This window comes from Streptomyces sp. NPDC043908 (genome assembly GCF_056435525.1).
Genome location: NZ_JBWKEI010000001.1, coordinates 678,868 through 702,756, shown reverse-complemented (window position 1 = coordinate 702,756; position 23,889 = coordinate 678,868). Strand labels below are relative to the sequence as shown.

Annotated in this window: 19 protein-coding genes; 11 read left to right on the top strand and 8 right to left on the bottom strand. The window is 70.3% G+C overall.

What is annotated here, in order from left to right; genetic code table 11:
* Positions 1–29: 29 nt before the first annotated feature.
* Positions 30–629, top strand: a complete 600-nt coding sequence (locus AC069K_RS03295) for a CGNR zinc finger domain-containing protein (protein ID WP_478611645.1) — start codon at positions 30–32, stop codon at positions 627–629.
* Positions 630–746: 117 nt separating this feature from the next.
* Here AC069K_RS03295 and AC069K_RS03290 read toward each other — a convergent pair whose 3' ends face one another.
* The gene (locus tag AC069K_RS03290) at positions 747–1,790 is read right to left on the bottom strand and encodes a saccharopine dehydrogenase family protein (protein ID WP_478611643.1); all 1,044 of its coding nucleotides are present in this window, start codon (positions 1,788–1,790) and stop codon (positions 747–749) included.
* Between the two features lie 126 nt (positions 1,791–1,916).
* Here AC069K_RS03290 and AC069K_RS03285 point away from each other — a divergent pair, with 126 nt between their 5' ends.
* The 3 genes from AC069K_RS03285 to AC069K_RS03275 all read left to right on the top strand — a co-directional run bounded on the left by AC069K_RS03285 (position 1,917) and on the right by AC069K_RS03275 (position 7,076).
* Positions 1,917–2,852 (top strand): helix-turn-helix domain-containing protein, encoded by a 936-nt coding sequence (locus AC069K_RS03285; protein ID WP_478611641.1) that lies wholly within the window; start codon positions 1,917–1,919, stop codon positions 2,850–2,852.
* A 408-nt stretch (positions 2,853–3,260) separates the two neighbouring features.
* On the top strand, positions 3,261–5,642 hold the full coding sequence (locus AC069K_RS03280; RefSeq protein ID WP_478611639.1) for a glycoside hydrolase family 44 protein: 2,382 nt from the start codon (positions 3,261–3,263) through the stop codon (positions 5,640–5,642).
* A gap of 207 nt (positions 5,643–5,849) precedes the next feature.
* Entirely contained in the window at positions 5,850–7,076 is a 1,227-nt protein-coding gene (locus tag AC069K_RS03275) for a cytochrome P450 (RefSeq protein WP_478611637.1), read from the top strand.
* 96 nt (positions 7,077–7,172) lie between these two features.
* Here the strand turns inward: AC069K_RS03275 and AC069K_RS03270 are convergent, their stop codons facing one another.
* Both AC069K_RS03270 and AC069K_RS03265 read right to left on the bottom strand, forming a co-directional pair.
* Positions 7,173–7,631 carry an RrF2 family transcriptional regulator gene (locus AC069K_RS03270; RefSeq protein WP_478611636.1) on the bottom strand — a complete coding sequence of 153 codons (459 nt, stop codon included), beginning with the start codon at positions 7,629–7,631 and terminating at the stop codon, positions 7,173–7,175.
* 48 nt (positions 7,632–7,679) lie between these two features.
* Positions 7,680–8,903: an acyl-CoA dehydrogenase family protein gene (locus tag AC069K_RS03265; RefSeq protein WP_478611634.1), complete on the bottom strand. Its 1,224-nt coding sequence runs from the start codon at positions 8,901–8,903 to the stop codon at positions 7,680–7,682.
* A gap of 584 nt (positions 8,904–9,487) precedes the next feature.
* On the opposite strand from AC069K_RS03265, the gene AC069K_RS03260 reads away from it, so the two are divergent.
* Positions 9,488–11,155, top strand: a complete 1,668-nt coding sequence (locus AC069K_RS03260) for a M4 family metallopeptidase (protein ID WP_478611632.1) — start codon at positions 9,488–9,490, stop codon at positions 11,153–11,155.
* A gap of 94 nt (positions 11,156–11,249) precedes the next feature.
* Here the strand turns inward: AC069K_RS03260 and AC069K_RS03255 are convergent, their stop codons facing one another.
* Together AC069K_RS03255 and AC069K_RS03250 are read right to left on the bottom strand one after the other, a co-directional pair.
* Positions 11,250–11,786: a hypothetical protein gene (locus AC069K_RS03255; RefSeq protein WP_478611630.1), complete on the bottom strand. Its 537-nt coding sequence runs from the start codon at positions 11,784–11,786 to the stop codon at positions 11,250–11,252.
* Positions 11,783–12,988: a serine/threonine-protein kinase gene (locus AC069K_RS03250; RefSeq protein WP_478611628.1), complete on the bottom strand. Its 1,206-nt coding sequence runs from the start codon at positions 12,986–12,988 to the stop codon at positions 11,783–11,785. Before AC069K_RS03250 ends, AC069K_RS03255 begins: the two co-directional genes overlap by 4 nt.
* Before the next feature lie 237 nt (positions 12,989–13,225).
* On the opposite strand from AC069K_RS03250, the gene AC069K_RS03245 reads away from it, so the two are divergent.
* Positions 13,226–14,593, top strand: coding sequence for an esterase-like activity of phytase family protein (locus AC069K_RS03245; protein ID WP_478611626.1), 1,368 nt, complete (start codon positions 13,226–13,228; stop codon positions 14,591–14,593).
* Between the two features lie 119 nt (positions 14,594–14,712).
* A complete protein-coding gene (locus AC069K_RS03240) occupies positions 14,713–15,279 on the top strand; it encodes a GNAT family N-acetyltransferase (protein WP_478611624.1) in 567 nt (188 codons plus the stop codon).
* Positions 15,280–15,375: 96 nt separating this feature from the next.
* Here AC069K_RS03240 and AC069K_RS03235 read toward each other — a convergent pair whose 3' ends face one another.
* Positions 15,376–15,723 (bottom strand): alpha/beta hydrolase fold domain-containing protein, encoded by a 348-nt coding sequence (locus AC069K_RS03235; protein ID WP_478611622.1) that lies wholly within the window; start codon positions 15,721–15,723, stop codon positions 15,376–15,378.
* Here AC069K_RS03235 and AC069K_RS03230 point away from each other — a divergent pair.
* Together AC069K_RS03230 and AC069K_RS03225 are read left to right on the top strand one after the other, a co-directional pair.
* On the top strand, positions 15,722–16,219 hold the full coding sequence (locus AC069K_RS03230; protein ID WP_478611620.1) for a MarR family winged helix-turn-helix transcriptional regulator: 498 nt from the start codon (positions 15,722–15,724) through the stop codon (positions 16,217–16,219). The genes AC069K_RS03235 and AC069K_RS03230 overlap by 2 nt on opposite strands.
* Positions 16,220–16,420: 201 nt before the next feature.
* Complete coding sequence (locus AC069K_RS03225) at positions 16,421–17,476, top strand: M4 family metallopeptidase (RefSeq protein WP_478611618.1); 1,056 nt, start codon at positions 16,421–16,423, stop codon at positions 17,474–17,476.
* Positions 17,477–17,617: 141 nt separating this feature from the next.
* On the opposite strand, the gene AC069K_RS03220 is transcribed toward AC069K_RS03225, so the two are convergent.
* Positions 17,618–19,636, bottom strand: coding sequence for a glycoside hydrolase (locus AC069K_RS03220; RefSeq protein WP_478611616.1), 2,019 nt, complete (start codon positions 19,634–19,636; stop codon positions 17,618–17,620).
* A 483-nt stretch (positions 19,637–20,119) separates the two neighbouring features.
* The gene (locus tag AC069K_RS03215) at positions 20,120–21,133 is read right to left on the bottom strand and encodes a LacI family DNA-binding transcriptional regulator (protein WP_478611614.1); all 1,014 of its coding nucleotides are present in this window, start codon (positions 21,131–21,133) and stop codon (positions 20,120–20,122) included.
* Between the two features lie 383 nt (positions 21,134–21,516).
* Here AC069K_RS03215 and AC069K_RS03210 point away from each other — a divergent pair, with 383 nt between their 5' ends.
* Both AC069K_RS03210 and AC069K_RS03205 read left to right on the top strand, forming a co-directional pair.
* The gene (locus tag AC069K_RS03210) at positions 21,517–22,461 is read left to right on the top strand and encodes a glycoside hydrolase family 6 protein (protein ID WP_365107928.1); all 945 of its coding nucleotides are present in this window, start codon (positions 21,517–21,519) and stop codon (positions 22,459–22,461) included.
* A 98-nt stretch (positions 22,462–22,559) separates the two neighbouring features.
* Positions 22,560–23,846: a glycoside hydrolase family 6 protein gene (locus AC069K_RS03205; protein WP_478611611.1), complete on the top strand. Its 1,287-nt coding sequence runs from the start codon at positions 22,560–22,562 to the stop codon at positions 23,844–23,846.
* Positions 23,847–23,889 lie beyond the last annotated feature (43 nt).

Genomic DNA, 23,889 nt, shown 5'->3' with positions numbered 1-23,889 from the left:
ACGCCTCACGGATGAAGGCAAGCCGTACCATGAGAAGCGTGGAAGAGTTCGTGACGGAAGAAGCCGCCCCGCCCTCGGCGCCGGGCGAGGACGAGCACCCCGCCCTGGCCCTGGCCAACAGCGCCCTCGCACTGCCCGGCGGACACACGGCCGACCTCCTGGCCACCCCGGCGCAGGCCGAGCAGTGGCTGGCGCGGCGCGACCTCGCCCCGGCCGACGCAGGCCTGGCGGAGGTATGCGCGGCACAGTTGCGCTCACTGCGCGAACAGGTCAGATCCCTCCTGGCCTCCCGCGTCGCCGAACAACCCGCCCTGCCCGCCGCCGTCACGGCGATCAACGACGCGATGACCCGCGTCCCCACCGCGCCCCTGCTGCTGTGGGACGAGAAGACCGGCCCCTACCGCGCCACACCCCACCCCACCACCGCGATCGTCGAGCATGCCCTGGCCGTCATCGCCGCCGACGCCGCCGACCTGCTCACCTCGCCCGACGCCGCCCGCCTGACCGCCTGCGCCTCCCCGCCCTGCAACCGCTTCCTGCTCAAGCACGGCCGCCGCCAGTGGTGCTCCACCCGCTGCGGTGACCGCGCCCGCGCCGCCCGCGCCTACGCCCGCCGCACCACGCCGTAGTAACGCGGTGTCCGGCACTCCCGGACATAGCACTGTGCGGGAACCACCCCACCGCCCCTCGCCTGTCCTGTGCACCGCCTCCTCCCGGACACCCGGCGGCAGCTCGGGGCGATGGGGTCAGGCGCTCCGCGTCTCCGCGTTGGAGTGGAAGGTGATGTGCGGGGCAAGCGCGCGCAGGAAGTCCGGGGCGTCGAAGATCTCGCCCGCCGAGGCGACGCCGGTGGCCTTGGTGCGGCCGCTCAGGACGCGTTCCAGGGCCTCGACGACCAGGGGCGCGGTGGCGGCGTAGATGTCCTGACCGCCGGCCGTGGCCCGGCGTTCGGCCCCACCCGAGCGCACGACGGCGTCGACGAGGAAGGTCTGGTCCGAACGCCCGCTCTCGTCGGTGGCGGTCGGGGCGGGGGTGTGGGGGGCGGCGATGTCGCGGACCGCCTCGGTGGTCATATAGGTGGTCACCTCGGGGATGGACAGGTGCTGGGGGACGGTGACGACGTCCGCCATCGTGAACTCCCCGATCACCTCCCGGGGCCCGATCGGGTCCGGGAAGGACCACTCCAGGGTGGGGGCCTGGTCGGTGCGGCGCTCCCACTGCCCGCCGCTGTAGCGCAGGCGGTGGTCGCCCCGCCGCTCGCGGGAGACCGCGCCCGAGAGCCGGGTGCCGGCGGTGGGGTGCCAGCTGCTGAGCGCGTAGGCGATGTGGGCCTCGTCGGCTTCGGTCCAGTCCCCCATCGCCGCGGTGGCCAGCAGGTCGCCGAGACCGCCGAAAAAGGCCATGGCCGGGACGATCACCGCTCCCGCGTCCCGGGCCCGCTCGCGGTAGTGGGCGAAGGTGTCGAGGTTCGCCTCCAGTTCGGCGGCCACGTCGAGGTACGGGATGCCGGCGCGCAGCGCGGCCTCGATGACCGGGCCGGTGGTCGAAGCGAAGGGGCCGGCACAGTTGATGACCGCCACCGTCCCCGCCAGAGCCCGGTCCAGCGAAGCCGGGTCCGCGACCGACGCGATCCGGGCCTCCAGCCCGCGCCCGTCGGCCAGTTCCTCAAGCGCCTGCGCGTTGCGCCCGGACGGTACCGGGACGAACCCCCGCGCGGCCAGTTCCGCGACCACGAACCGCCCCGTGTGACCGTACGCGCCGAAGACCGCAACCAGTTGACCTGATCCCATGAGACTGCTCCCCGTACTCGAACGCCCGCTGCGATCTCGATCCGCCGCGGCCTGATGCGCCCATCCTGTCCTGCGGCGACACCCCCCACGAGCGTCGGAAACGACACGCGGCGTACAGTTTCGGACATGACCTCCGTCGCGTTGGCCGTCACCGAAGGCATGCTCCACTACGAACTGTCCGTGGCCGTCGAGATCTTCGGGTCCGACCTGACCCACCTCGTGGACCCCTGGTACGACTTCTCCCTCTGCGGGAACGGCCCCGTGCGCGTCGGCCGCTTCACCCTTGAACCCGACCAGCCACTCGACCGCCTCGCGGACGCGGACACGGTGATCGTCCCCGGCTGGGCCGACACGGATCGCGAACCGCCTCCCGAACTGGTCGAGGCGGTGCGCGCCGCTCACAAAGCCGGTGCCCGCGTGGCCTCACTGTGCACGGGCGCCTTCGTCCTGGGCGCCGCGGGACTGCTCGACGGCCGGCGCGCCACCACGCACTGGGGCCACACACGGGAATTGGCCCGGCGCCACCCCGCAGCGACGGTCGATCCCGACGTCCTCTACGTCGACAACGGCGACGTCCTCACCTCCGCGGGCAAGGCGGCCGCCATGGACCTGTGCCTGCATCTGGTCCGCCTCGACCACGGCTCGGCGAACGCCAACAAGATCGCCCGACGTCTGGTCATCCCGCCCCACCGCGATGGCGGCCAGGCCCAGTTCATCGCCACGCCCCTCCCCGCGCCCGGCAACCATCCCCTGGGCGAACTGTTCCCCTGGGCGCTGGAGCGACTGGACCAGCCGCTCAGCGTGGAAGACCTGGCCCGCCAGGCCCGTATGAGCTCACGCCACCTCGGTCGGCACTTCAAACACCTCACCGGCACCACGCCGTTGCAGTGGCTCCACACCCAACGCATCCGCCACGCCCAGCAACTCCTGGAAACCACGAACGCCACCGTGGACACCATTGCCGCAGCCACCGGTATGGGAACCGCCACCACCCTGCGCCGCCACTTCCACCGCAGCGTCGGGGTCCCGCCCGACACCTACCGCCGCACCTTCCGCTCCTGAAGGGTCTGGAGCACCGCCCACTGGCCGACCGGCGACCTCCGCCCTCCGACCGCCGGCCGCCGACCGCGAAGGTGGGGACATCCACTGCCCGTACAGCAGGGACTGGGGACGCTAGTGCACACGTGTTGACACTAGGGAGCAGGCACTCCAGACTCCTGCTTGGGAGCGCTCCCATCCGTCAACCGGGCACCACTCGCGCCGAGTTGAGGAGTATCGCTGTCGGCCGCGCGACGCCATCGGCGGTCGCGGCGTCCTGCTCCGCGGCCGCCGGCCGGTCAAGCCAACTCCCCCAGCGCGGCCGTTTCCATCCCCCACCGAAGGCCGCGGCACCGCCGACGGTACGTACCGTCGCACGCTTCGGCGCTGCGGACCGTACCGCCCGTGCTGCCGGCCGTTGAGAAGGAGACCATGCGTACGACACACAAGGCGGCCGCCCTCGCGGCATGCGCGGTGCTGCTGGCAGGCGCCGGGACGGCGCAGGGTGACGACCTCGGGCCCGGCCGTTCGATACGGGCAGCCGATGCTTCCTCGGGTCCGGCGATCACGGTGGACGCCACCACCGGGCGGCACGCCATCGACCCCCACATCTACGGCATGAACTTCCCCGACGAGGCACTGGCCGCGGAACTGCGTCTGCCGACGGGCCGCTGGGGCGGCAACGCCACCACGCGTTACAACTACAAGCTCGACGCCTACAACGCCGGGTCCGACTGGTACTTCGAGAACCTGCACTACACCAATGACACCAAGAACCTGCCCGCGGGATCGCAGGCGGACAAGTTCGTCGACCAGAACCGCAGGACCGGCACCGACACGCTGATGACCGTGCCGATGATCGGCTGGACGGCGGCAGGACGCGATGACCGCTGCGGGTTCAGCATCGCCAAGTACGGCCCCCAGCAGGACACCGACGCGCAGTGGCGACCGGACTGCGGCAACGGCAAGAAGCCCGACGGCACCCTGATCAAGGGCAACGATCCGGCCGAGACCAGCACGCCCGCCGGCCCGGACTTCGTCAAGGGTTGGGTGCAGCACCTCAAAAGCACCTACGGCGCCGCCGACAGCGGTGGGGTGCGCTTCTACGACCTGGACAACGAACCCGACCTCTGGTCCGGCACCCACCGCGACGTCCACCCGACGGGGGCGGGGTTCGACGAACTGCGCGACAGCACCTACGCCACGGCCGCGGCGGTCAAGGACGCCGACCCGACCGCGCAGACCCTCGGCCCGGTCGGCTGGGGCTTCAACTCGCTGATCTACTCCGGCCTCGACCAGCAGGTGTGCGGCGAGCAGGGGGGCAGTTGCTGGTCCAACCCGCCGGACGCCGCCGCGCACGGCGGAGCGCAGTTCGCCCCGTGGTATTTGGGGAAGATGAAGGAATACCAGCAGGCGCACGGGCGCCGGATCCTGGACTACTTCGACGAGCACATCTACCCCCAGCAGGCCGGTGTGTCCGGCAGCGCGGACGACGCGGCGACGCAGGCCCTGCGGCTGCGTTCCACCCGGCAGTTGTGGGATCCCTCCTACGTCGACGAGAGCTGGATCAACCAGCCGATCCAGTTCATCCCCCGTATGCGCTCGCTGGTCGACCAGAACTACCCGGGGACGAAGCTGGCCATCTCGGAGTACAACTGGGGCGCGTTGGACCACATCGACGGCGGCCTGGCCGAGGCCGACGTGCTGGGGATCTTCGGGCGTCAGGGGCTGGACCTGGCCACCTTGTGGTCACCGCCGAAGGCGACCGACCCCGGAGCGTACGCCTTCCGCATGTTCCTCAACTACGACGGCCACGGTGGCACCTTCGGTGACACCTCCGTCCGGGCCGCGAGCGCCGATCAGGACAAGCTGTCGGTGTACGCGGCCGAGCGCAGCGGCGACCACGCCACCACGGTCATGGTGATCAACAAGACCACCGGCGACCTGACCGCACCCGTTTCCCTGACCACCAGCACCGCGCTTCCGGCGGCGGCGCAGGTCTACCGCTACGGCCAGGCCGACCCCGCCGCGATCCAGCACCCGGCGGACCAGCCGCTGAGCGGCGGCTCCTTCACCGCGACCTTCCCGGCGTACTCCATCACCGAGTACGTCATACCCGCCGGCTCGGCCCAGAGCACCCCGCCCTCGGCACCCGGCGCTCCCACGACTTCCGCGACGGGACCCGACCGCGTGACGCTGACCTGGCCGGCCGCCCTGCCCGGGACCTCCCCGCTGGCGGACTACCGCGTGTACGCCGGTGACCCGGCCGCCACCGCGCCGCTGATCACCGTCCCCGCCTCGACGACCACCGCCACGGTCACCGGCCTGAGTCCGGCCACCGCCTACACGTTCCGCGTCGTCGCCACCGACACCGCGGGCCGCAGCTCGCCTCCGTCGGCTTCGCTTCAGGTCACCACAGGGCCTGCCCCGACGAGCGGCTGCACGGTCGCCTATCAGATCGGCAACGACTGGGGTACCGGCTTCACCGCGAACGTGAGGATCACCAACCAGGCCGCACCGGTCAATGGCTGGAGCCTCGGATTCACCTTCACCGGCACGCAGAAGGTCACCCAGGGCTGGAACGGAACCTGGTCGCAGACCGGCCCCGCGGTCACCGTCAAGGACGCCGGCTGGAACGCGTCCCTGCCTACCGGGGGTTCCACCACCCTCGGCTTCAACGGCGCCTACTCCGGCGCCAACGCCGCGCCCGGCGACTTCACCCTCAACGGCACCAGGTGCACCGCCGCGGGTACCACGGCAGCCGCCCCCTCCCCGGCCGTCGGACACGCACCCGCACGCAACGCCCCCCACTGACCCACCGGGCCCAGGCTCGGCCGACCCTGACACCAGGGTCGGCCGAGCGTCACCGTCCGGATGGAACCCGCCACTCGACCGGGTGATACCGGAGCGCGCACGGCCTCATGTGGGTAGCCCGGACACCGACCATTCGTTGGTTGAGTGTGCCAGGTGATGCGAGGTCTCCGAAGGCCTCGCGCTGCGCACCATTCCGGGAAGGCCGACGTGTCCCAAACCGACGATGCCCGTATCTATGACGTCCACGACCTCCCGGGTCTGGCCTTCGACCCCTTCCTGTGGGAGTCACTGTCCAACGCGCCGGTCTCCAGGATCCGTCTTCCCCATGGCACAGGAGAGTGCTGGCTGGTCACCAGGCACGAGGATGTCCGCCTCGTCACCTCCGACCCGCGCTTCAGCCGGGACATCCTGGGCCGCTCCGTACCCAAAATGACCCGGCACTTCATCCCTCTGGACCGCGCCGTCAGCTTCGTCGACCCGCCCGACCACGCCCGCGTACGCTCTGTCGTCGCCCCCCACTTCACCAAGCGCAGCATCGACCAGCGCCGCCGCCGCGCCCACCTCGTCATGGAAGGGCTCTGCCGGGACCTGGAAGCCGCAGGCCCGCGCGCCGACCTCGTCAGCCGTGTCATCTCCCCCTTCGCCCTGGCGATGATCGGCGAGGTGATCGGCGTCCCCGCCGAGGACCGACCCCGCATCCGGGACTGGGCGCAGACGCTCCTGACACGGGCCGGTGACGACGCTCAAGCACTGCGGGCGGAGGACGCCAAGCAGGCGGCCCGCTCGTATTTCCGCGAACTGGCGGGCCGGCGACGCGTCCGGCCCCGCCAGGACGTGATGAGCGCCATGGTGGCCGCCGTCGACGCAGGGCGTATCGACGAGGAGGAACTGCTCGCGCTGGCCACGCTCATGGGGCTCAACGGCTGGCACGCGGTGTGCAACAACACCGCGAACATGATGTACGTACTGCTGACGCAGCCGCATCTCATGGAACGGCTCCGCGGGGAGCCCGGCGATCTGATCGGGCCGGCGGTGAGTGAACTCCTGCGCTGGATCCCCCACAAGCACGGCGTGGGGCAACCACGTATCACCACCGAAGCCGTGGAGGTCGGCGGCGTGTTGATCCCCGAAGGAGAACTCGTCTACGTCTCCTACGTAGCCGCCAACTGGGATGAAGCCGTCTACCCCGATCCGGGGCGCATCGACTTCGAACGTCAGGGGCCGCCCCACCTGGCATTCGGATTCGGCCCCCATTCCTGTGTGGGCCCCCTGTTGGCCCGGATGGAAGCAGAGGTCCTGCTCTCCACCCTGGTCGGGAGATTCCCTTCGATGCGGCTCGCCGTCTCCCCCGAAGACATGAAGTGGCAGACCGACGTCCTGATCCGAGGCCCTGTCGACCTGCCCGTCACATGGTCGTCCACCACCGTGGAGTAATCGCAAGCGAACAAAGCCGGGCGTGTTCTGTTTCCCGGCCGAAGCCAGGTCGGTCGGGCGCCGTTGACACAGCGCCGTGAAGTGGCCGAAGGCAGCTCAGGGATTGGTCCAGGCTTCCGGGTCCTGCGTTAGGTTCACGACCTCGTCCGGCAGTTTGGCCGCGGCAACGTGAGCCAGAGTGACCTCGCCGAGGATCTTGCGGACGTTGGCGCGGACGGCGATCCACAGGGGCAGCAGCGACTCCGCCGGTCCGCCGTAGGAGAGTTCGGGCGGGCGTACTCCCCGTACCGACACCAAGGGGCCGTCCGCCATCCTGATGACGTCCGCGATGGCGATCGAGTCCGCCGGACGGGCCAGCCGGTAGCCGCCGTTGCCGCCTCGCTGGCTGACGACGAGGCCGCCCCGGCGCAGGTCGCCGAGGATGCCCTCCAGGAATTTGTGCGGGATGCCCTGCGCCGTCGCGATCGCCTCGGCCTTGAGGGAGACACCGTCTCCCGCCGCGGCCAGTTCCAGCGCCGCCCGCACCGCATAGTCCGCCCGCGCCGAGATCCGCATACCGTGATTATCCCTCATCGCCTTCTCCGCCCGACGGGGGTCGCGGCGTCAGGCGGGGAAGGTGAAGGACGGGTGCGCGCCGTTGAGGAAGTAGTCCCCGATCTCACGCAGCCTGTGGGCGACCGGCTCACGAAGGGTGTGTGTGCGGGCGTTGCGCCAGAAGCGGTCGAAGCCGTGGCGCGCGGAGGCGGCGTCGGCGCCGATGACGTCCAGAGCACGGGTGGTGATCTCCTGGGCCGCCCGGGAGGCGGCGGCCTCCGCCACGCTCGCCAGGACGGCGATCTCCGCACACTCCTCGTCGTCCAGGTCATCCCACCGCCCCAGGCCCTGGAGCAGGGCATCCACCGCCTGACCCGCGAGGGCGGATGCTCCACGCGCGGCGACGGCGAGTTCGCCGTAGACGGTCAGCGCGTGCGGATCCTGTGGCGGGCCGCCCGGCCAGGGGTGGGGCGACAAGGGCTGCCAGGGTGAGCGCACGGTCCTTCCGTGCTCGTGGACCTCGGCCAGGAGTCCCTCGGCGATGCCGAGACAGTACTGGGTGGAGACCAGGCGTGCGGTCGGCACGGCCAGGGAGGCGGAGGGCCGCAGGACGGCCTCGTCCGGCGAGAGCGCGCCCAGCACCTCATCCGCCGCGATCAGTACCGCGTCGCACTCCACGGCGCCTCCGGCGGCCAGACGCTGGCCGAACGTGTCCCCACTGCGGCCGCTCACGACACCGGGGTGCGTGGGATCGACGAGGACGGCCAGCGGCTCACCGGTGCCGTACTTGGCGGCTCGGACCACCAGCCTGTCGGCAACCCCGACGCCCGTGGCGAACCGCTGGTACCCGTCCAGGAGATACCCGTCCCCCCTGGGGGTCAGGATGAGCGGCGGCTCGTGGGCGGCAATCCCCCCTCCCCAGCACCATCGCTCCTCCGTCGCCTGCCGCTCGACGCGGGCGGCGTGGCCGGGGTCGGCGAAGAAGCGGGCGCTGAAGGAAAGGAAGTAGTGGCTGCCGAGCAGGTGGCCGATGGCCCCGTCGGCCGCGGCGACGGTTCTGACGACCGCGTAGGCGGTACGCCAGTCCGCGCCCCCTCCGCCGTGTTCGGCCGGTGCCAACAGGGTCAGCAGCCCCGACTCGCGCAGCCGGGCGACTTCGTCGAACGGCGGATCGCCGCGCTGTTCGCGTTCCACCGCGTCCGTGGCCAGGTCGTCCGCGATCTCACCGGCGATGTGCAGCCAGCGGGCCTGCCCGGTCTCGATGTCCATGACTTCATCCGCTGCGACCGTCATGCCCGTATCCCCTTTGTATGCGGACGACGGTCACCGCGGCTACGACCACGGCGGCAACTACAGCTCACTGCTGGGCTCATGGCGTCTTCCTCCAAGGGTCCGAGGACGACGCGGTGCCCGGCGTGGCGGCGCGGGAGGTGCAGCGGTGCGGGGTGACGCGTCGGCTTCCTCATCCTCACTCTCTGCCTCGATCACCGTCAATGCTTCCCTAGTAATTCGATAGGAATACTGGGGATAGCGGTCCACCCCGGCCGATTCGCCCTCCTGCGTGGCCAGTTCACGGTGCCAGGAAGCCGGACACAGAGCGAGCGGCTCGGCCTTCACACGAAGCGGTGCGCACCGCAGGACGTCTTTCCAGCATGTTGCGGACTCCTGTGCTCCCCATGTCGGCGCGTATCAGGGCCTTGTCCATCCCATGACGCGGCAGGCCGCAAATCCGGCATGCGCCACCGAACCCTCTTTTATGCCGCGTGACATGTGCGCGACGGGCTGCGAGTGTCCCTCCCCATCAAGGCAGTCCCTCCCTCCCTGGACGACTGGGCGGCCCAACCGCCCCACTCCTCATGACTCTCTGGAGCAACCACATGTCTTCGCTCTCCCCCACCGGCGACCGTGCCCGCCGACTCGCCCTCACATCCGGCGCCGCCGTCCTCACCGGCGCCCTGCTCGTCGCCGGTGCCGCCACCGCATCAGCGGGTGCCGCCGCGGAACACCCCGGTGGCACCTCCGTCGCGGCCACCACCCAGGCGCTCGGCCTCGGCGCACAGGAGAAGTTGGTCGTCAAGGACGTCATCAAGGATGCCGACGGCACGGTCCACACCCGCTACGAGCGCACCTATGCCGGCCTTCCCGTCCTCGGCGGCGACCTCATCGTCCACCGCGCCGCCGACGGCACCGTCAAGGACGTCACCAAAGCCGTCAAGGCCCCCATCAAGGTCGCCTCGCTCGCCCCGAAGCTGACCCCGACTGCCGCCACGTCCGCCGCGATCAAGGCGGCCAAGGCCGCGAAGACGGCTGATGCCGCCGCCGAGAACGCCCCCCGCAAGGTCGTCTGGGCCGTCGGCGGCAAGCCCGTCCTCGCCTATGAGAGCGTCGTCACCGGCACCCAGCGCGACGGTGTCACGCCGAGCAGACTGCGTGTCATCACCGACGCCGACACCGGCAGGAAGCTGTACGAGATCCAGCTGATCAACGACATAACCGAGGGCGTCACCGCCAAGGGCGGCGCCGGGGCGGCCGCACCGGGCGGCTCACAGGTCGCCGCCGTCGGCACCGGCGCCAGCCAGTACAGCGGCACCGTCAGCCTGAACACCACCAAGTCGTCCACGGGCTACTCCCTCGTCGACAGCGTGCGCGGCGGTTCCAGCACCGTCGACCTGAAGCACCGTACGAGCGGCAAGGGCGGCGTCTTCACCGACGCGGACAACAAGTGGGGTACCGGCAGCCCCGCCAACAATCAGACGGCCGCCGTCGACGCCGCCTACGGAGCCGCCCAGACCTGGGACTTCTACAAGAACGTCCTGCACCGCAACGGCATCAAGAACGACGGCCGCGCCCCCGTCTCCCGCGTCCACTACGGCAACGCCTACCAGAACGCCTTCTGGGACGACGCCTCCTTCACCATCACCTACGGCGACGGCGCGAGCAACCAGCACCCGCTGACCCAGCTCGACGTGGCCGGCCACGAGTTCAGCCACGGCGTCACCTCCGCCACCGCGAACCTGCAGTACTCCGGCGAGTCCGGCGGCCTGAACGAGGCGACCTCGGACATCTTCGGCACCGCGGTGGAGTGGAACGCGAACAACGCCCAGGACAAGGGGGACTACCTGCTCGGCGAGAAGATCGACATCTTCGGCAACGGCAAGCCGCTGCGCTACCAGGACAAGCCGAGCAAGGACGGCCGCGGTTCGGCCGACTACTGGAGCTCCGGCGTCGGCGACCTCGACGTCCACTACTCCTCCGGTGTCGCCAACCACTTCTTCTACCTGCTGTCCGAGGGCAGCGGCGCGAAGGACATCAACGGTGTGCACTACGACAGCCCCACCGTGGACGGCTCCACGGTCACGGGCATCGGCCGCGACAAGGCGGTGCAGATCTGGTACAAGGCACTGACCACGTACTTCACCTCCACCACCGACTACCACGGCGCCCGCCAGGGCACCTTGAAGGCGGCCGCCGACCTCTACGGCGCGAACAGTGCCGAGGCGAAGGCCGTGGAGGCCGCCTGGGCCGGGGTGAACGTCAAGGCCTGAATCCTGTGAACGACGCAGTGCCGCACCGGCCGCTGAACCGGTGCGGCACTGCCGCGACACCCGGGCCGGCCCCAGCGGCCGAGAAGGAAACGCGCTACGGACCGAGAGGCGGGGTGGCGGACGCGGCCGCCTGCCGGACCGTACGTTCCGTCGCCTTCACATCACCCGCGTCGCTGCGGCGCAAGACCACGATCTTGAGCACCGCCAGGAGGCTCGGGCCACAGAGGCCCGCGGCGAGCCAGGGCTGTGACGGCGCCACCGCCACTCCAGCGCCCAGGAGCGACAGCGCGAGCACCGCCCCCGTGATCAGACCGCTCATGCGGAACACATGGTTGCGGTGCTTCTCCGCGTCCCGCGCGGCACGCTCACCCTCTGCCTTCGCCAGAGCCGCGGCTCGCTCGCGTTCGGCTTCGCGGCCGGCGGCCTCCTGCTCGGCGCGATACCGCTGGTTGTCCAACTGCTTTATTCGTAGCTGGTGTTCACGCTTCAGCTGCGGCTCCATGGCCTTCAGCGCGATCTCCAGCTTCTCCGCGCCGAGGACCTCACCCCACTGGGCCGCGATCCCCAGACCCGCGGTGATGATGGGGTCTTCCTGGGGTGCCGGCAGGCTGCCGGCCGGTCCCGTTGTCATCCCTGCGCCCCTCCGCCGTCGGACCCCACTGGTTGAATCTCCCTCTCAGCCGACTCAGGCGGTGGCCCCAGCCGCAGGAACAGACGGGCGAGAGCTTCGTCGAGGGTCGCGGCGGCCGGGGCCGCATCCTCGTCCGCGTCATAGGGTTCTGGGGACGGGGGTGGGGACGACATGCTCTGTTGAGCCTGAAAAAGCACCATCCCGGTCCCCGACACCGGGTCGACCTCTCGACTGTTCTCCGTGTCGAGCATCTCCGCGCGCACCGACCGGTAGGTGTCCGACGCGACTTGTTGCAGGGCGTTCTTGAGGACGGTGACGTCGACGTCCCCTTCCGCCGAAGCCGGCGAACTGAACCCCGGGTCGGGAAAAGCCTCCACCATGAATCTTCGAAGCAGGCCGAGGACCGCCTCAGCGCTCCTCGGCCTGTCCTTGGGGTCCTTGGCGAGCAGGCGCAGTACCAGTTGATCCACCTCGGCCGGAACCGCCGGCCGGAACGTGCTGGGCGGTTCCGGCACGGCATCGATCGCCCTCCGCGGGCGCCCGCCCTGCTCATCCCCCTGCCCGAACGGCGCCGCGCCCGTCAGCATCTCGTACATCACACAGCCCAGCGCGTACACGTCGACGCTGCGGTCGAGATCCCCCGCGGCGGCCTGCTCAGGGATCGCGGAGGTCAAGGATTCCGTATCGAGGTCCGGACCGGCTCGGGTGTCATCGAGCCGCGCGACTCCGAAGTCCACCACCTTCACGTTTCCGGAATCCTCGATCACGATGTTCGCCGGGTTGAGATCGAGGTGGGCGACATCCCTGCTGTGCGCGGCATGGAGCGCATGGAGGATCTGCACGGTGAACGACAGCACCTGGGGCAGCGTCGGCAGCGCTTCCTTGGTCTCCTCGGCCAGGGTTCGTCCATGTACGAGCTTCGACACCACGTACTCGACGGGCCCGTCACTGGTGGTGCCGCGCCTGTAGTCGTACAGGGGAGCGATGTGGGACTCGTCCACGGCCGCCAACCGTGCGGCCTCGATCTGGAACCGGGCGGCCAGCTCGGTGCGCGCCCGGCTCTCCGCGCGGCGGCGCAGCAGCCTGATGGCCACGTCCTGCCCCCGGGTCAGGTCGCGTCCTGCCCAGACTTCGAGGCCGCGGCTGTCCTCAAGACGCCGTACCAACTCGTAGCGACCATTGAGTACTTCGCCGCTCTTCACCTGGTGCCCTCCCCCTGGCTCCACCCAGCGTAACGCTCCTCGGATCACGACGTGGGGTAGTCGCCTCAATCGCCGTCCGAACGCAGGGCCTGCGGCAGCCGAGCTGATCCGTTGCCTGGGCGCGGCCCACCAGGGCGTCGGCCGCGCGTCGGACGGCATTCACCCCCTGGACTCATCGCGTTCGCGACGAGCCACCAGCTTGGCCGCAGTCACATGCCCCGCCGGCCAGGAGGCCCGATGTCATCCCTCGCGCACACCCAGCGCACCGTACGCCGCTCACTCGCGGCGGGCGTCCCGCTCGCCCTGCTCGCGACCGTCACGGTGGCCGGGACCGCCACGGGCGTGCCCACCGCGGCGGACGGTCGCGTGCCCGGGGGCGCACGCGTCGTGGCGACCGCCACGCTCGGGGACATCCCGCTCGGCTCGTTCAGCAACCTCCTGCTGCCCGGCTCGGTCGCGGACGACCGTGGTATCGACCTCGGCGGCATAGGCAGCGACCTCTACCCCGCTGGGCACAAAGGGGAGTTCTGGACGGTGACCGACCGCGGGCCCAACGGCCAGATCAAGGTCGCCGGCGCCAAGCGCCGCACCTTCCCGGTCCCCGGCTTCGACCCCGCGATCGTCCGCATCCGCGTGTCCGGCCCCCGCGTCCAGGTGCTCCAGGCGATCCCGCTCACCACCCGCTCCGGCAAGCCCGTCACGGGGCTGCCCAACCAGGCCTCGCGGGACGAGGCCCCGTACACGTACGACGCGAAGATCCCACTCGGTTACGACCCGAACGGCCTGGACACCGAGGGGATCGTGCGCGCGGCCGACGGTACCTTCTGGCTCGTCGACGAGTACGGGCCGTCACTCGTGCACGTCTCGGCACGCGGCAGGGTCCTCACGCGGTACGTCCCCAAGGGACTCGGGCTCAAGGGCGCCGACTACCCCGTCGTGGAGTCTCTGCCCGGCATCCTCCTCAAGCGCAAGACCAACCGGGGCTTCGAGGGCCTGGCCCACCTTCCCGGCGGCGATCTGGTCCTGGCCGTGCAGAGTCCCCTGTCCGTGCCGGACGCGGGCGTCGGCAACGCCTCCCGCAACACGCGCCTGCTGCGGTTCTCACCGAAGCAGCGCGCGGTGACGGCCGAGTACGCCTACCGCTTCGACCCTGTGGAGGTGGTCGACCCCGGCCAGCACGACACGTCCGAGTTGAAGATCTCCTCCCTCGTGGCCGTCGGCCGCGACACGCTCCTGGTGCAGGAGCGCACCGACAAGACCTCCCGCGTCCACCGCGTACGGCTCCCGCACGGCCCCGGCATCCTCGGCAGCGCCTGGGACGACCCCACGACCTCCCCCTCGTACGAGCAGCTGGACGACTCCGCACCGGCCGGTACGCCGTTCCTGCGCAAGACCCTGGTGGCCGACTTCGGCCAGGTCCCGGGCGTCCCCGGCAAGATCGAGGGCATCGCCCTGACCGGCCCGGACACCCTCGCGCTCATCAACGACAACGACTTCGGCATGACGGACGGCCCCGATGCCTTCGACGCACACGGACGACTGGTGGACAGCGGCATCAAGACGACCGTGACGTCTGTACGACTGACCAGGGCACTGCGGGGCTGAGAGCCGGACCGGACCGCGAGCGGATGCGTTGCCGGGCACCCGGCGGGGCGGCGGCGTCCGTAGGCCGTACCGGGACGGCACGTCGGCACAATCGCCCCCGATCGACGTAGCGTTGTGCCATGACCACTGCTGACGACACGGTGTACCGGTTCCGCGCCGCCGTCCCCGAGGACAGCGAAGCCATCTCCGCGCTGGACGGCTCCTTCACCACCGACACGGTCTTCCGGGTGAGCCTCACCGCGGACGGCTTCACGCTGCGAGAAGTGCCGGTGGACCCGCCCCTGACCAAGGTGTTCCCCCAGGACGAGCCGGACGACGGTGACGAGGGCGGCGAGGACGACCAGGACTCCCGCACGTTTGTCGCTCTCGGGTCCGGCGGGGGCCTGGCGGGGTTCATCGCCGTCTCGTACGCACCCTGGAACCGCCGACTCGTCATCGAGGACATCGAGGTGGCTCCGGAGCACCGGGGCCGGGGCGTCGGGAGGGCGCTCATGGGGCTGGCCGTGGGCTTCGCCCGCGAGCGGGGCGCCGGACACATCTGGCTGGAGGTCACCAGCGTCAACGCCCCCGCGATCCACGCCTACCAGAAGCTGGGCTTCGCCTTCTGCGGCCTGGACACCTCGCTCTATGACGGCACCGCCTCCGAGGGCGAGCAGGCGCTCTACATGAGCATGCCCTGCCGCTGAGCAGACGGCGGGCGGTTGAGGGCGGAAAACACCCGACGGCAGCGACACCGGCGTCCAGAGCGCCTCCGGGTGTCGCTGCCGTCGAGCCGCCGAACGCTACGCGGTCCCCGCGCAGTTGGTGAAGGTCGGCCGGGTCCATGCGCTGTAGGTGTTCGCGCCGCCGTTGGCGGGCGTAGGTCGCCGGTGCGTCGAGCCAGCACGCGCTGTTCTCGCGGATGACCGCGCCAGGCGGTGGTCCACCGAGGGGGTCCGCAGTCCGGCACGGGCGGCGCGTTCACCGGCCAGGCAGGTATGGGTGTCCGGTGAGCCGACGACGTAGCCGCCTCCGTGGAGGTACAGCAGCCGTCCGCGGTCGGCGGCTCCGATCGGTTCCGGGTCCACGGCGGGGCGTCCGCCGAGGACGGTTCTGCGGATGGTGACGCCAGCCGGCGCCGGTCGCGTCATGACCGGGGCGAACGACGTGCGCAGTTCGTCGGGGGTGAGTGTCGTCTCGCTGCGAGGGGCGGAGCGGGGCAGGGTGCCCAGGGCGTGGCGCTGCTGTCGGGAGTACAACGCCGTCGGCGCCCGGCTGCGCGCCGAATGCGGCCTGGCCCTGGGCCAGTTCGAGTTCCTGCACATCATCGAACGGGTCGACGGGTGCCGCGTACTCGACATCGTGGGCGAGGTGGCCCTCACCGTGGGGGCCGTCAGCAAGGCGGTCGACCGGCTGGTGGCCACGGGCTGGTGCGTGCGTGTCGCGCACCCGCAGGACCGCCGCTCCTCGGTACTGCACCTCACGCCCGAGGGCGAGAAGGTGCTGGCGGCCTCCCGGCCCGTGGTGGAAGGCGCGCTCGCCTCCCTGACCGCGACGGTTCCGGCCGCCGACCTGAAACTCCTTGTCCCCGCCCTCGCCGCTCTCCGCGCGAACCTGGAGGTGGACGGTCAGGGCCAACCGGGCTGAGGGACGCTCGTCCCGCCACCGGTCCGCCGGTCCGCCGGTTTTCCGGTCCGCCGGTTTTCCGGTTTTCCAGGGAGTGGTCTCTTCAGCACGGCCTCCCCAGGAATCTCGTCCTGGGCCTGGTCAAAGCGGGGCCGCGTACGCGAGGATCGCCGCCGCACCCCCCACGCCACCTCCCCGCCACCGCCCCACCGGAGGATTTGTATGGCTCGCCGCACATCCCGTGGCCTCGTCGCCGCGGCCGCTGCCACCGTGGCGCTCCTCACCCAGGCCGGCCCGGTCTCCGCCCTGCCCGCAGGGACCTCCGCCGCGTCCGACACCGCGCTTCCGCAAGCCCGGCTGTTCATGGTCAACCCCGTCCAGTCCTCCGGCGACCAGTCGCTGACCGACGGCAAGGACGGCAACGCCGCCGTGCCCGCGTCCGCGTACGCCGTGGCCGCGCTGCGCAATCTGGACGGCAGCGGCTCGCTGTCGGGCAGGTGGGCGACCGTACGTTCGGACACCGGCGCCTCGGCACGGCTCACGGACGTCGGGACCTACAGCCGCAACGACGACCAGTTCGAGCAGGTCATGGCGTACTTCTGGGTCAACGAGGCCCAGGAGTACCTGCAGGGCCTGGGCTTCGGCGGCGAACTGCCCGGCGCCAACGACCGCGCGCAGCCCGTACGGATCAACCAGTGGGGTGCGGACAACTCCTTCTTCACCGACAAGAAGGCCGAGATCCGCTTCGGCAAGGGCGGGGTGGACGATGCCGAGGACGCCGAGGTCATCGTCCACGAGTACGGGCACGCGGTGCACAACGCGCAGGTTCCCGGCTTCGGCGCGTCACCGGAGGCCGGTGCGATCGGCGAGGCGTTCGGCGACTATCTGGCCGTCACGGTCGGCGCGTACGCCGACGCCAAATACAGGTGGCCGCTCAAGACCGACCTGGCCTGCGTCGCCGACTGGGACTCGGTCGCCTACAGCGCGGCTCCGCACTGTCTGCGCCGCATCGACGGGACGAAGGTGTACGCGGACCGGGTCGGGGAGGTGCACGCGGACGGCGAGATCTGGTCCCGGGCGTTGTTCGACATCCGCAAGGCCCTCGGCGCCCGGACCGCCGACCGGATCATCGTGAACGCGCAGTTCGGCTTCCGCGCGGACACCAGCTTCCAGGACGCGGCGCTGACGACGGTCGCGACCGCGCAGCGCATGTACGGGGCGAGCGCGGCGGACGCGGTGCGCGCGGCGTTCAAGGCCCGGGAGATTCCCGGGGTCTAGGAACACGGTCGTTCAGCAGCGACGGCGCCTCCGGCCGAAGAAGCGTTCCCCGCGACTGCGGCCGGAGCCGTCCACCTCAGTCCGCCGGCCGCCGCAGAACGTGGGCCCCGCAGGAACGGCGGGGCCCACGCGGCCGGTGGGTCAGCAGGTCGAGTTGGTCTGGGTGAGCAGGCCCAGCCGCCACGGCAGGCTGTTGTAGTCGCCACCCGCGTTGGGGTTCAGTCCCTGGTACAGGTACTGAAGCCGGCAGGAGGGGATCGTCAGCGTCTGGTCATAGCCCGCGCGGATCATCTCACCGTGACTGATGTCCCGGCTCCAGGCGCCCGCGGGGAAGGTGACGTTGTTCGCCCGGGCGAAGGGGTTGCTCTCGGACGCGGCGAGCGGGGTCCAGGAACCGGCGAGGCTGCCGGCGGTCCAGGAGCGGAAGTAGCGCCGCCCGTCGGATCCGATGGCCTCGACGAGGAGCAGGTACTGGTTGGTGCCCTGCACCTTGTAGACGTTGCTCGCTTCGAACAGCGCGTTCCTGGAGTCCTGCGCGGCGATGGCGGTGTTGGTGAAACCGTTCGGGAACTGGCCGACGGTGGTCTGCGAGCGGTACAGGTGCCCGTTGTCGTCGGAGGAGAACAGGTAGCAGTTGGCGTTGTCGCAGATCACCCACATGTCGACCCAGTAGCCGTTGCCGATGTTCTTGCGGATGATGTCCGGCATCGACGAGTAGAAGTTGCGGGGTGCGCTCCACCCGTTGGGGTTGCTGATGTCGGGGTTGGTGGAGTACGACGCGTTGCCGGTCTGGTAGACCAGGTACCACAGACGTTGCGGCGCGTTGTAGAAGACCTGGGGTGCGGCCCGGTACCCGGCGCCGATGGCGGTGCGGTCCAGGTAGTGGTGGGTGGCCGAGCCGGCCTGCGACCAGTCGGAGAAGCTCAGGTACACCAGGTTGTATCCGGCGGCGCTCGCCGTACTGGCGAAGACGTGGTACTTGCCGTTGTAGTAGACGACCGACGGGTCCTTGATCCCGGCGATGTTGTGGCCGGCGTCCGGCTTGGGGGCGATCAGCGGTCCGCTCGAACTCCACCGGAAGGACGAGGGGAGCGCGGTGGCGGACCGCGGCGCCGGTGCGGTGCCGGGCGCCGCCGCCCTGCCGCCGAGGGCGGTCAGGGCGGACTGGTAGGCCGGCTTCCTGTTGCCGTAGCGGTCGAAGAGCAGCGGGTTCTCGCCGGAACGCCAGGAGTCGCTGTCGCGGATTCCCCAGACGGTGATACCGGTGCAGCGGGCGACGTTCATGCAAGCCCGCACCGTGTTCGCGTAGGCCGTCGGCGGGGCTTGTGCGATGTCCAGTTCGGTGAGCTGGACATCGACGCCGAGGGCGGCGAAGTTGGCGAGCGTGGTCTGGAAGGTGGACGGCGGGCCGCCGGTGCCGAAGTGGGACTGGAAACCGACGCAGTCGATGGGCACGCCTCGCGCCTTGAAGTCGCGGACCATGCGGTAGACGCCCTGGGTCTTGGCGGCGTTCCAGTCCTCGATGTTGTAGTCGTTGTAGCAGAGCTTGGCCGCGGGGTCCGCCGAGCGCGCGGTACGGAAGGCCTGCTCGATGAAGCCGTTGCCCAGCAGGTTCTGGAACACCGAGGAACGGTGCTGGCCGCTGCCGCCGTCCGCGAACGCCTCGTTGACCACGTCCCAGGAGTGGATGCGGCCCTTGTAGTGGTTCGCCACGGTGGTGATGTGGTTGTTCATCACGCTGCGCAGGGTGTTCGCGTCGGTGAGGGAACTGACCCAGCCGGGCAGCTGGGAGTGCCATACGAGGGTGTGTCCGCGCACGCGCTGGCCGTGGGCCGCCGCGCGGTTGACGATCTGGTCGCCGGGGCCGAAGTTGAACGAGCCGCGGGACCGCTCGGTGGTGTCCCACTTCATCTCGTTCTCGGGGGTGACCGAGGTGAACTCACGGTCCAGGATGGAGGTGTACGTACCGTCGCCGAGCCTTCCGGCCGCCACCGCCGCTCCGAAGTAGCGCCCCGACTGCGCGGCTTGCGCTCCGAGGGTGGAGGCCTGCACGGCACGGGGTGCGGCCGTCGCGGCGGCCGGCGTCACCAGGGCGGCCACGGTCAGCAGGGATAAGACCGAGGCCCGACGACGGCCGAGCCGTTTCAGGGGATTGTTCATGGTTCTCCTCTATGGATTCGCGGGGGGTTGGGTAGTGCGGCTGGTGGGGTGAGGTCAGGGCCCGCCAGACGCGGCCACCGGGTTGGTGAACACCGCGTCGGTCGTACGGGCTGCGGTGTGGAGCAGCAGGGCGCCGGTGGTGGCCGGCCGCGGCCAGGGCTCGGCGACGACCCGAGCGTTGATCAGGGCATGACATGACCATCTGTCGACCTCACTGCGAGGGCGCGGCGCGCCTGGGTCGGTGGATTGGCTCCATGGCGTTCGATATGACGAACGACGGTCGACTCATCGAGCACCCTGGATCATACGAGGCGGAGCGCTCCCGTCAATACATCTCGCATGATTCGGGTGTGCCTTCGAAATCTTTCGAAGGCTGAGGTGCACGTCAGCCTGCGAATACGGCTTGCTTCTGCCTCTGGGCAAGCGCGCGGGGACGGCCTCCCGGCCTTACCCGCCGTACCGCTGAAGGGCCGGTCGAAACCCTCAGGCGCTGGAACGTACGACCAAGCGGGTCGGAAGGATGAGCGGAGTGCGCTCCTGCCCGTTGACGAGCGAGACGAGCATGCGCGCCGTCTCCCGCCCCAGAGCCTCTATGGGCTGGTGGACGGTGGTGAGTGGCGGATCGGTGACCTGGGCGACCGCCAGGTCGTCGAAGCCCACCACGGCGACGTCCGCGGGGACCCGTCGGCCGGCCTCCCGCAACGTGCGCAGCGCTCCCGCCGCCATGTTGTCGTTGGCCGCGAACACCCCGTCCACACCGGGATGGTCGGCCAGCAGCGCGGCCATGACGGCGGCTCCGCTGGGCTCGGTGAAGTCGCCCTCCCACGGGGGGAACGGTTCGAGGCCGGCGCCCAGCATGGCGTCCCGGTAGCCGCGGTACCGGGCGCGTCCGGCCTCGGTGTCCAGGCGCCCGCAGATCGCGGCCACGCTTGTGCTGCCGCGCGCGACCAGGTACTCGGTCGCCTCGCGCGCTCCGCCGACATTGTCGACGTCCACGTACCACCGGGGGGTCGAGCCGACGGGGCGTCCACCGAACACGACGGGCATCTGCGCCTCCTCCGCCATACGGGCCAGTGGATCGTCCTCACGGAGCGCCATGAGCATCACCCCGTCCGCGCCCCTGGACCGAAGAAGCTCCTCGACCCGCTTGCGGCCCCGGTCGGAGGCGGCCAGGCACAGCATCAGATGCAGGTCGGCCTCCTCCAGGGCAGCCGACGCCCCCACGATCACCTGGGCGAAGAACGGATCGGCGAAGATCGACGGGCTCTCTCCCGAGACCACGAGGGCCGCCGCTCCGGTCTGCCGCGTCGCCAGAGCGCGGGCGGTCGGATTGGGTACGTACCCCAGCTGCCGTACGGCCCGTTCGACCGCCTCCCGCTTGGCACGGCTGACGTGCGGAGCGCGGTTGAGGGCGCGGGAGGCCACGGAGCGGGAGACGCCGGCACGCTCGGCCACCTCGTCGAGTGTCGGCTGCCGACGGGGTGCACCCTCTGCCATGGACGACGAACCCTTCCCCCTCCAACCGGACGGGCAGCCTCCCAGTACGGCCCACGCCACCGCCACCCGCGGGTGGCGAGCCGGAGACCAGCAAAGACGCGTGCCTGTCACTCAATTGGGAGCGCTTCCAGTTATCTGCTCGTCACGAGCCTATACACAAGTCGAAGCGCCTGTCCGCGTGTTGACCCTTGACAGCTCAACTACCTCGTCACACCATACCGACCACAACACCAACGGTTCCGCCGCACTGTTGGGAACGCTTCCAGTGGGAGCGCTCCCAGTAATCGTTTCACCGCACTTCCCTCAGTGCCGCATGCTCGGGACGAGAGCGTGCCGCATCCCCGTCAGGAGAACGAGGTCCGCTCATGCGCCGACTCCGCGCCATGGCCGCAGCTCTCTCAGCTCTGCCGCTGGCATTCGCGGCCGCACCATCCGCCCACGCGGCCGATCCGACCACCATGACCAGCGGGTTCTACGTGGACCCCGACTCCAGCCCGAAGAGATGGGTGGCCGCCAACCCTGCTGACGGGCGGGCGTCCGCGATCAACGCCTCCATCGCCAACACGCCGATGGCCCGCTGGTTCGGCTCCTGGAGCGGCTCCATCGGCGCCGCCACGGGTGCCTACGTCGGAGCGGCGGACTACCGGGACAAGCTGCCCGTCCTCGTCGCCTACAACATCTACAACCGTGACTCCTGCGGTGGGCACTCCTCGGGCGGAGCCTCCTCGCCGTCCGCCTACGCCACCTGGATCGCCCAGTTCGCCGGCGGCATCGCCAACCGCCCGGCCGTCGTCGTCCTCGAACCGGACTCGATCGCGGACTACGGCTGCCTGACACAGGCCCAGGTCGACGAACGCGAGGGCATGATCACCGGAGCCCTCGCCGAGTTCCACCGCCAGGCCCCCAACACCTGGGTGTATCTGGACGCCGGCAACGCGCACTGGATAGACGCGGCGACCATGGCCCGGCGCCTGCACGAAGCCGGTCTCCGTCAGGCCCACGGCTTCTCACTCAACGTCTCCAACTACTTCACCACCGCCGAGAACACCGCCTACGGCAACGCCGTCAACGGCGAACTCAGCGCCCGCTTCGGCTACACCAAGCCGTTCGTCGTGGACACCAGTCGCAACGGCAACGGCTCCAACGGACAGTGGTGCAACCCCTCGGGCCGCCGCATCGGCACACCCACCCGGACAGGCGGAGGAGCCGAGATGCTGCTGTGGATCAAGACCCCCGGCGAGTCGGACGGCAACTGCGGCGCCGGGGCCGGCTCCACGGCCGGACAGTACCTCCCGGAAGTCGCCTACAAGATGATCTACGGCTACTGACCAGGACTCCCACCACCCGGCCGGGCGATGGACTGTCCGCCGGGACACCGGGCGACGTCAGGCGCTCCCCCGCCCCGCTCATCGACCAGAAAGCAGCCATGACTCCACGCAGCCCACGGCGCCGCGCGGCCGCCATCGCCGCGGCCCTCACCGCCTGCGCCGCTCTCACCGCGACGCACGCGCAGGCCACACCTACGCCCTCGCCCTCGCGGGAAGCGATCCCCCCGGCCACGAAGTTCTACGTGGACCCGCACAGCAAGGCCGCGAAGCAGGCTTTCGTGGACTTCCGCAACGGCGACACCGAGAACGCCGTGAACATGGCCAAGCTCGCGAGCTGGCCGCAGGCCGAGTGGTTCACCGAGGGCACACCCACCGAGGTGCGCTCGAAGGTGAGCGGGCTCGTGCGCCGGGCCCGTGCGGTCAACCGGACTCCCGTCCTGGTCGCCTACAACATCCCGGGCCGGGACTGCGCGCAGTACTCCAGCGGCGGCGCCGCGTCCTCGGCTGCCTACCGGCAGTGGATCGACGCCTTCGCCGCAGCCATCGGCGACAGCAAGGCGGTCGTCGTCGTGGAACCCGACGGCACGGCCCTCCTGCCCCGGGAATGCGGGCCCACCGTGGACCCGACCGGCGAACGCACGGCCGCCCGGATCGCCGATCTCCAATACGCCGTCAGAACCCTGAAGGCCAAGCCGCGCACCGCGGTATACCTGGACGCGGGGAACGTCCAGTGGCGTTCCGTCGGTGAGATGGCACAGCGACTGCTGGACGCCGGGGTCCGCTACGGCGACGGCTTCGCGCTGAACGTGTCCAACTACCACCCCACCGAGCACAACGCCAAGTACGGCACCTGGACGGCGAAGTGCATGTGGTTCGCCACCGAGGGGCCCGAGCAGGCGCGCGGCCACACCGACTGGTGCGCGAGCCAGTACTACTCCTCCGCCGCCCCCAACGACGGCACCCCCGGCAACTCCGTCTCCTCCACCGACCCCACCACCTGGCGATGGACCGACGCATGGTTCGACCAGAACGTGGGCAACCCGCCCGCCGACAAGCTGCGTCACTTCGTCATCGACACCGGCCGCAACGGTCTTGGCGCCTGGGCCCCGGAGCCGGGCAAGTACAGCGGAGACCCGGAGCCCTGGTGCAACGCGCCCGGCCGAGGACTCGGCCCGCGCCCCACCGCCAACACCGGCGTCCCCCTCGTCGACGCCTACCTCTGGATCAAGATCCCCGGCGAATCCGACGGCAGCTGTACGCGGAACACCGGCGGGACGATCGACCCCGAGTACGGCATCGTCGATCCGGCCGCAGGAGTCTGGTGGCCCGACCAAGTCCACACGCTGGCTCGCAACGCGGCACCACGGCTCACCTTCGGCCGCTGATGGACGGGTTGTCGGTCGGTGTCTGTCCCGTTCAACCGTGCGC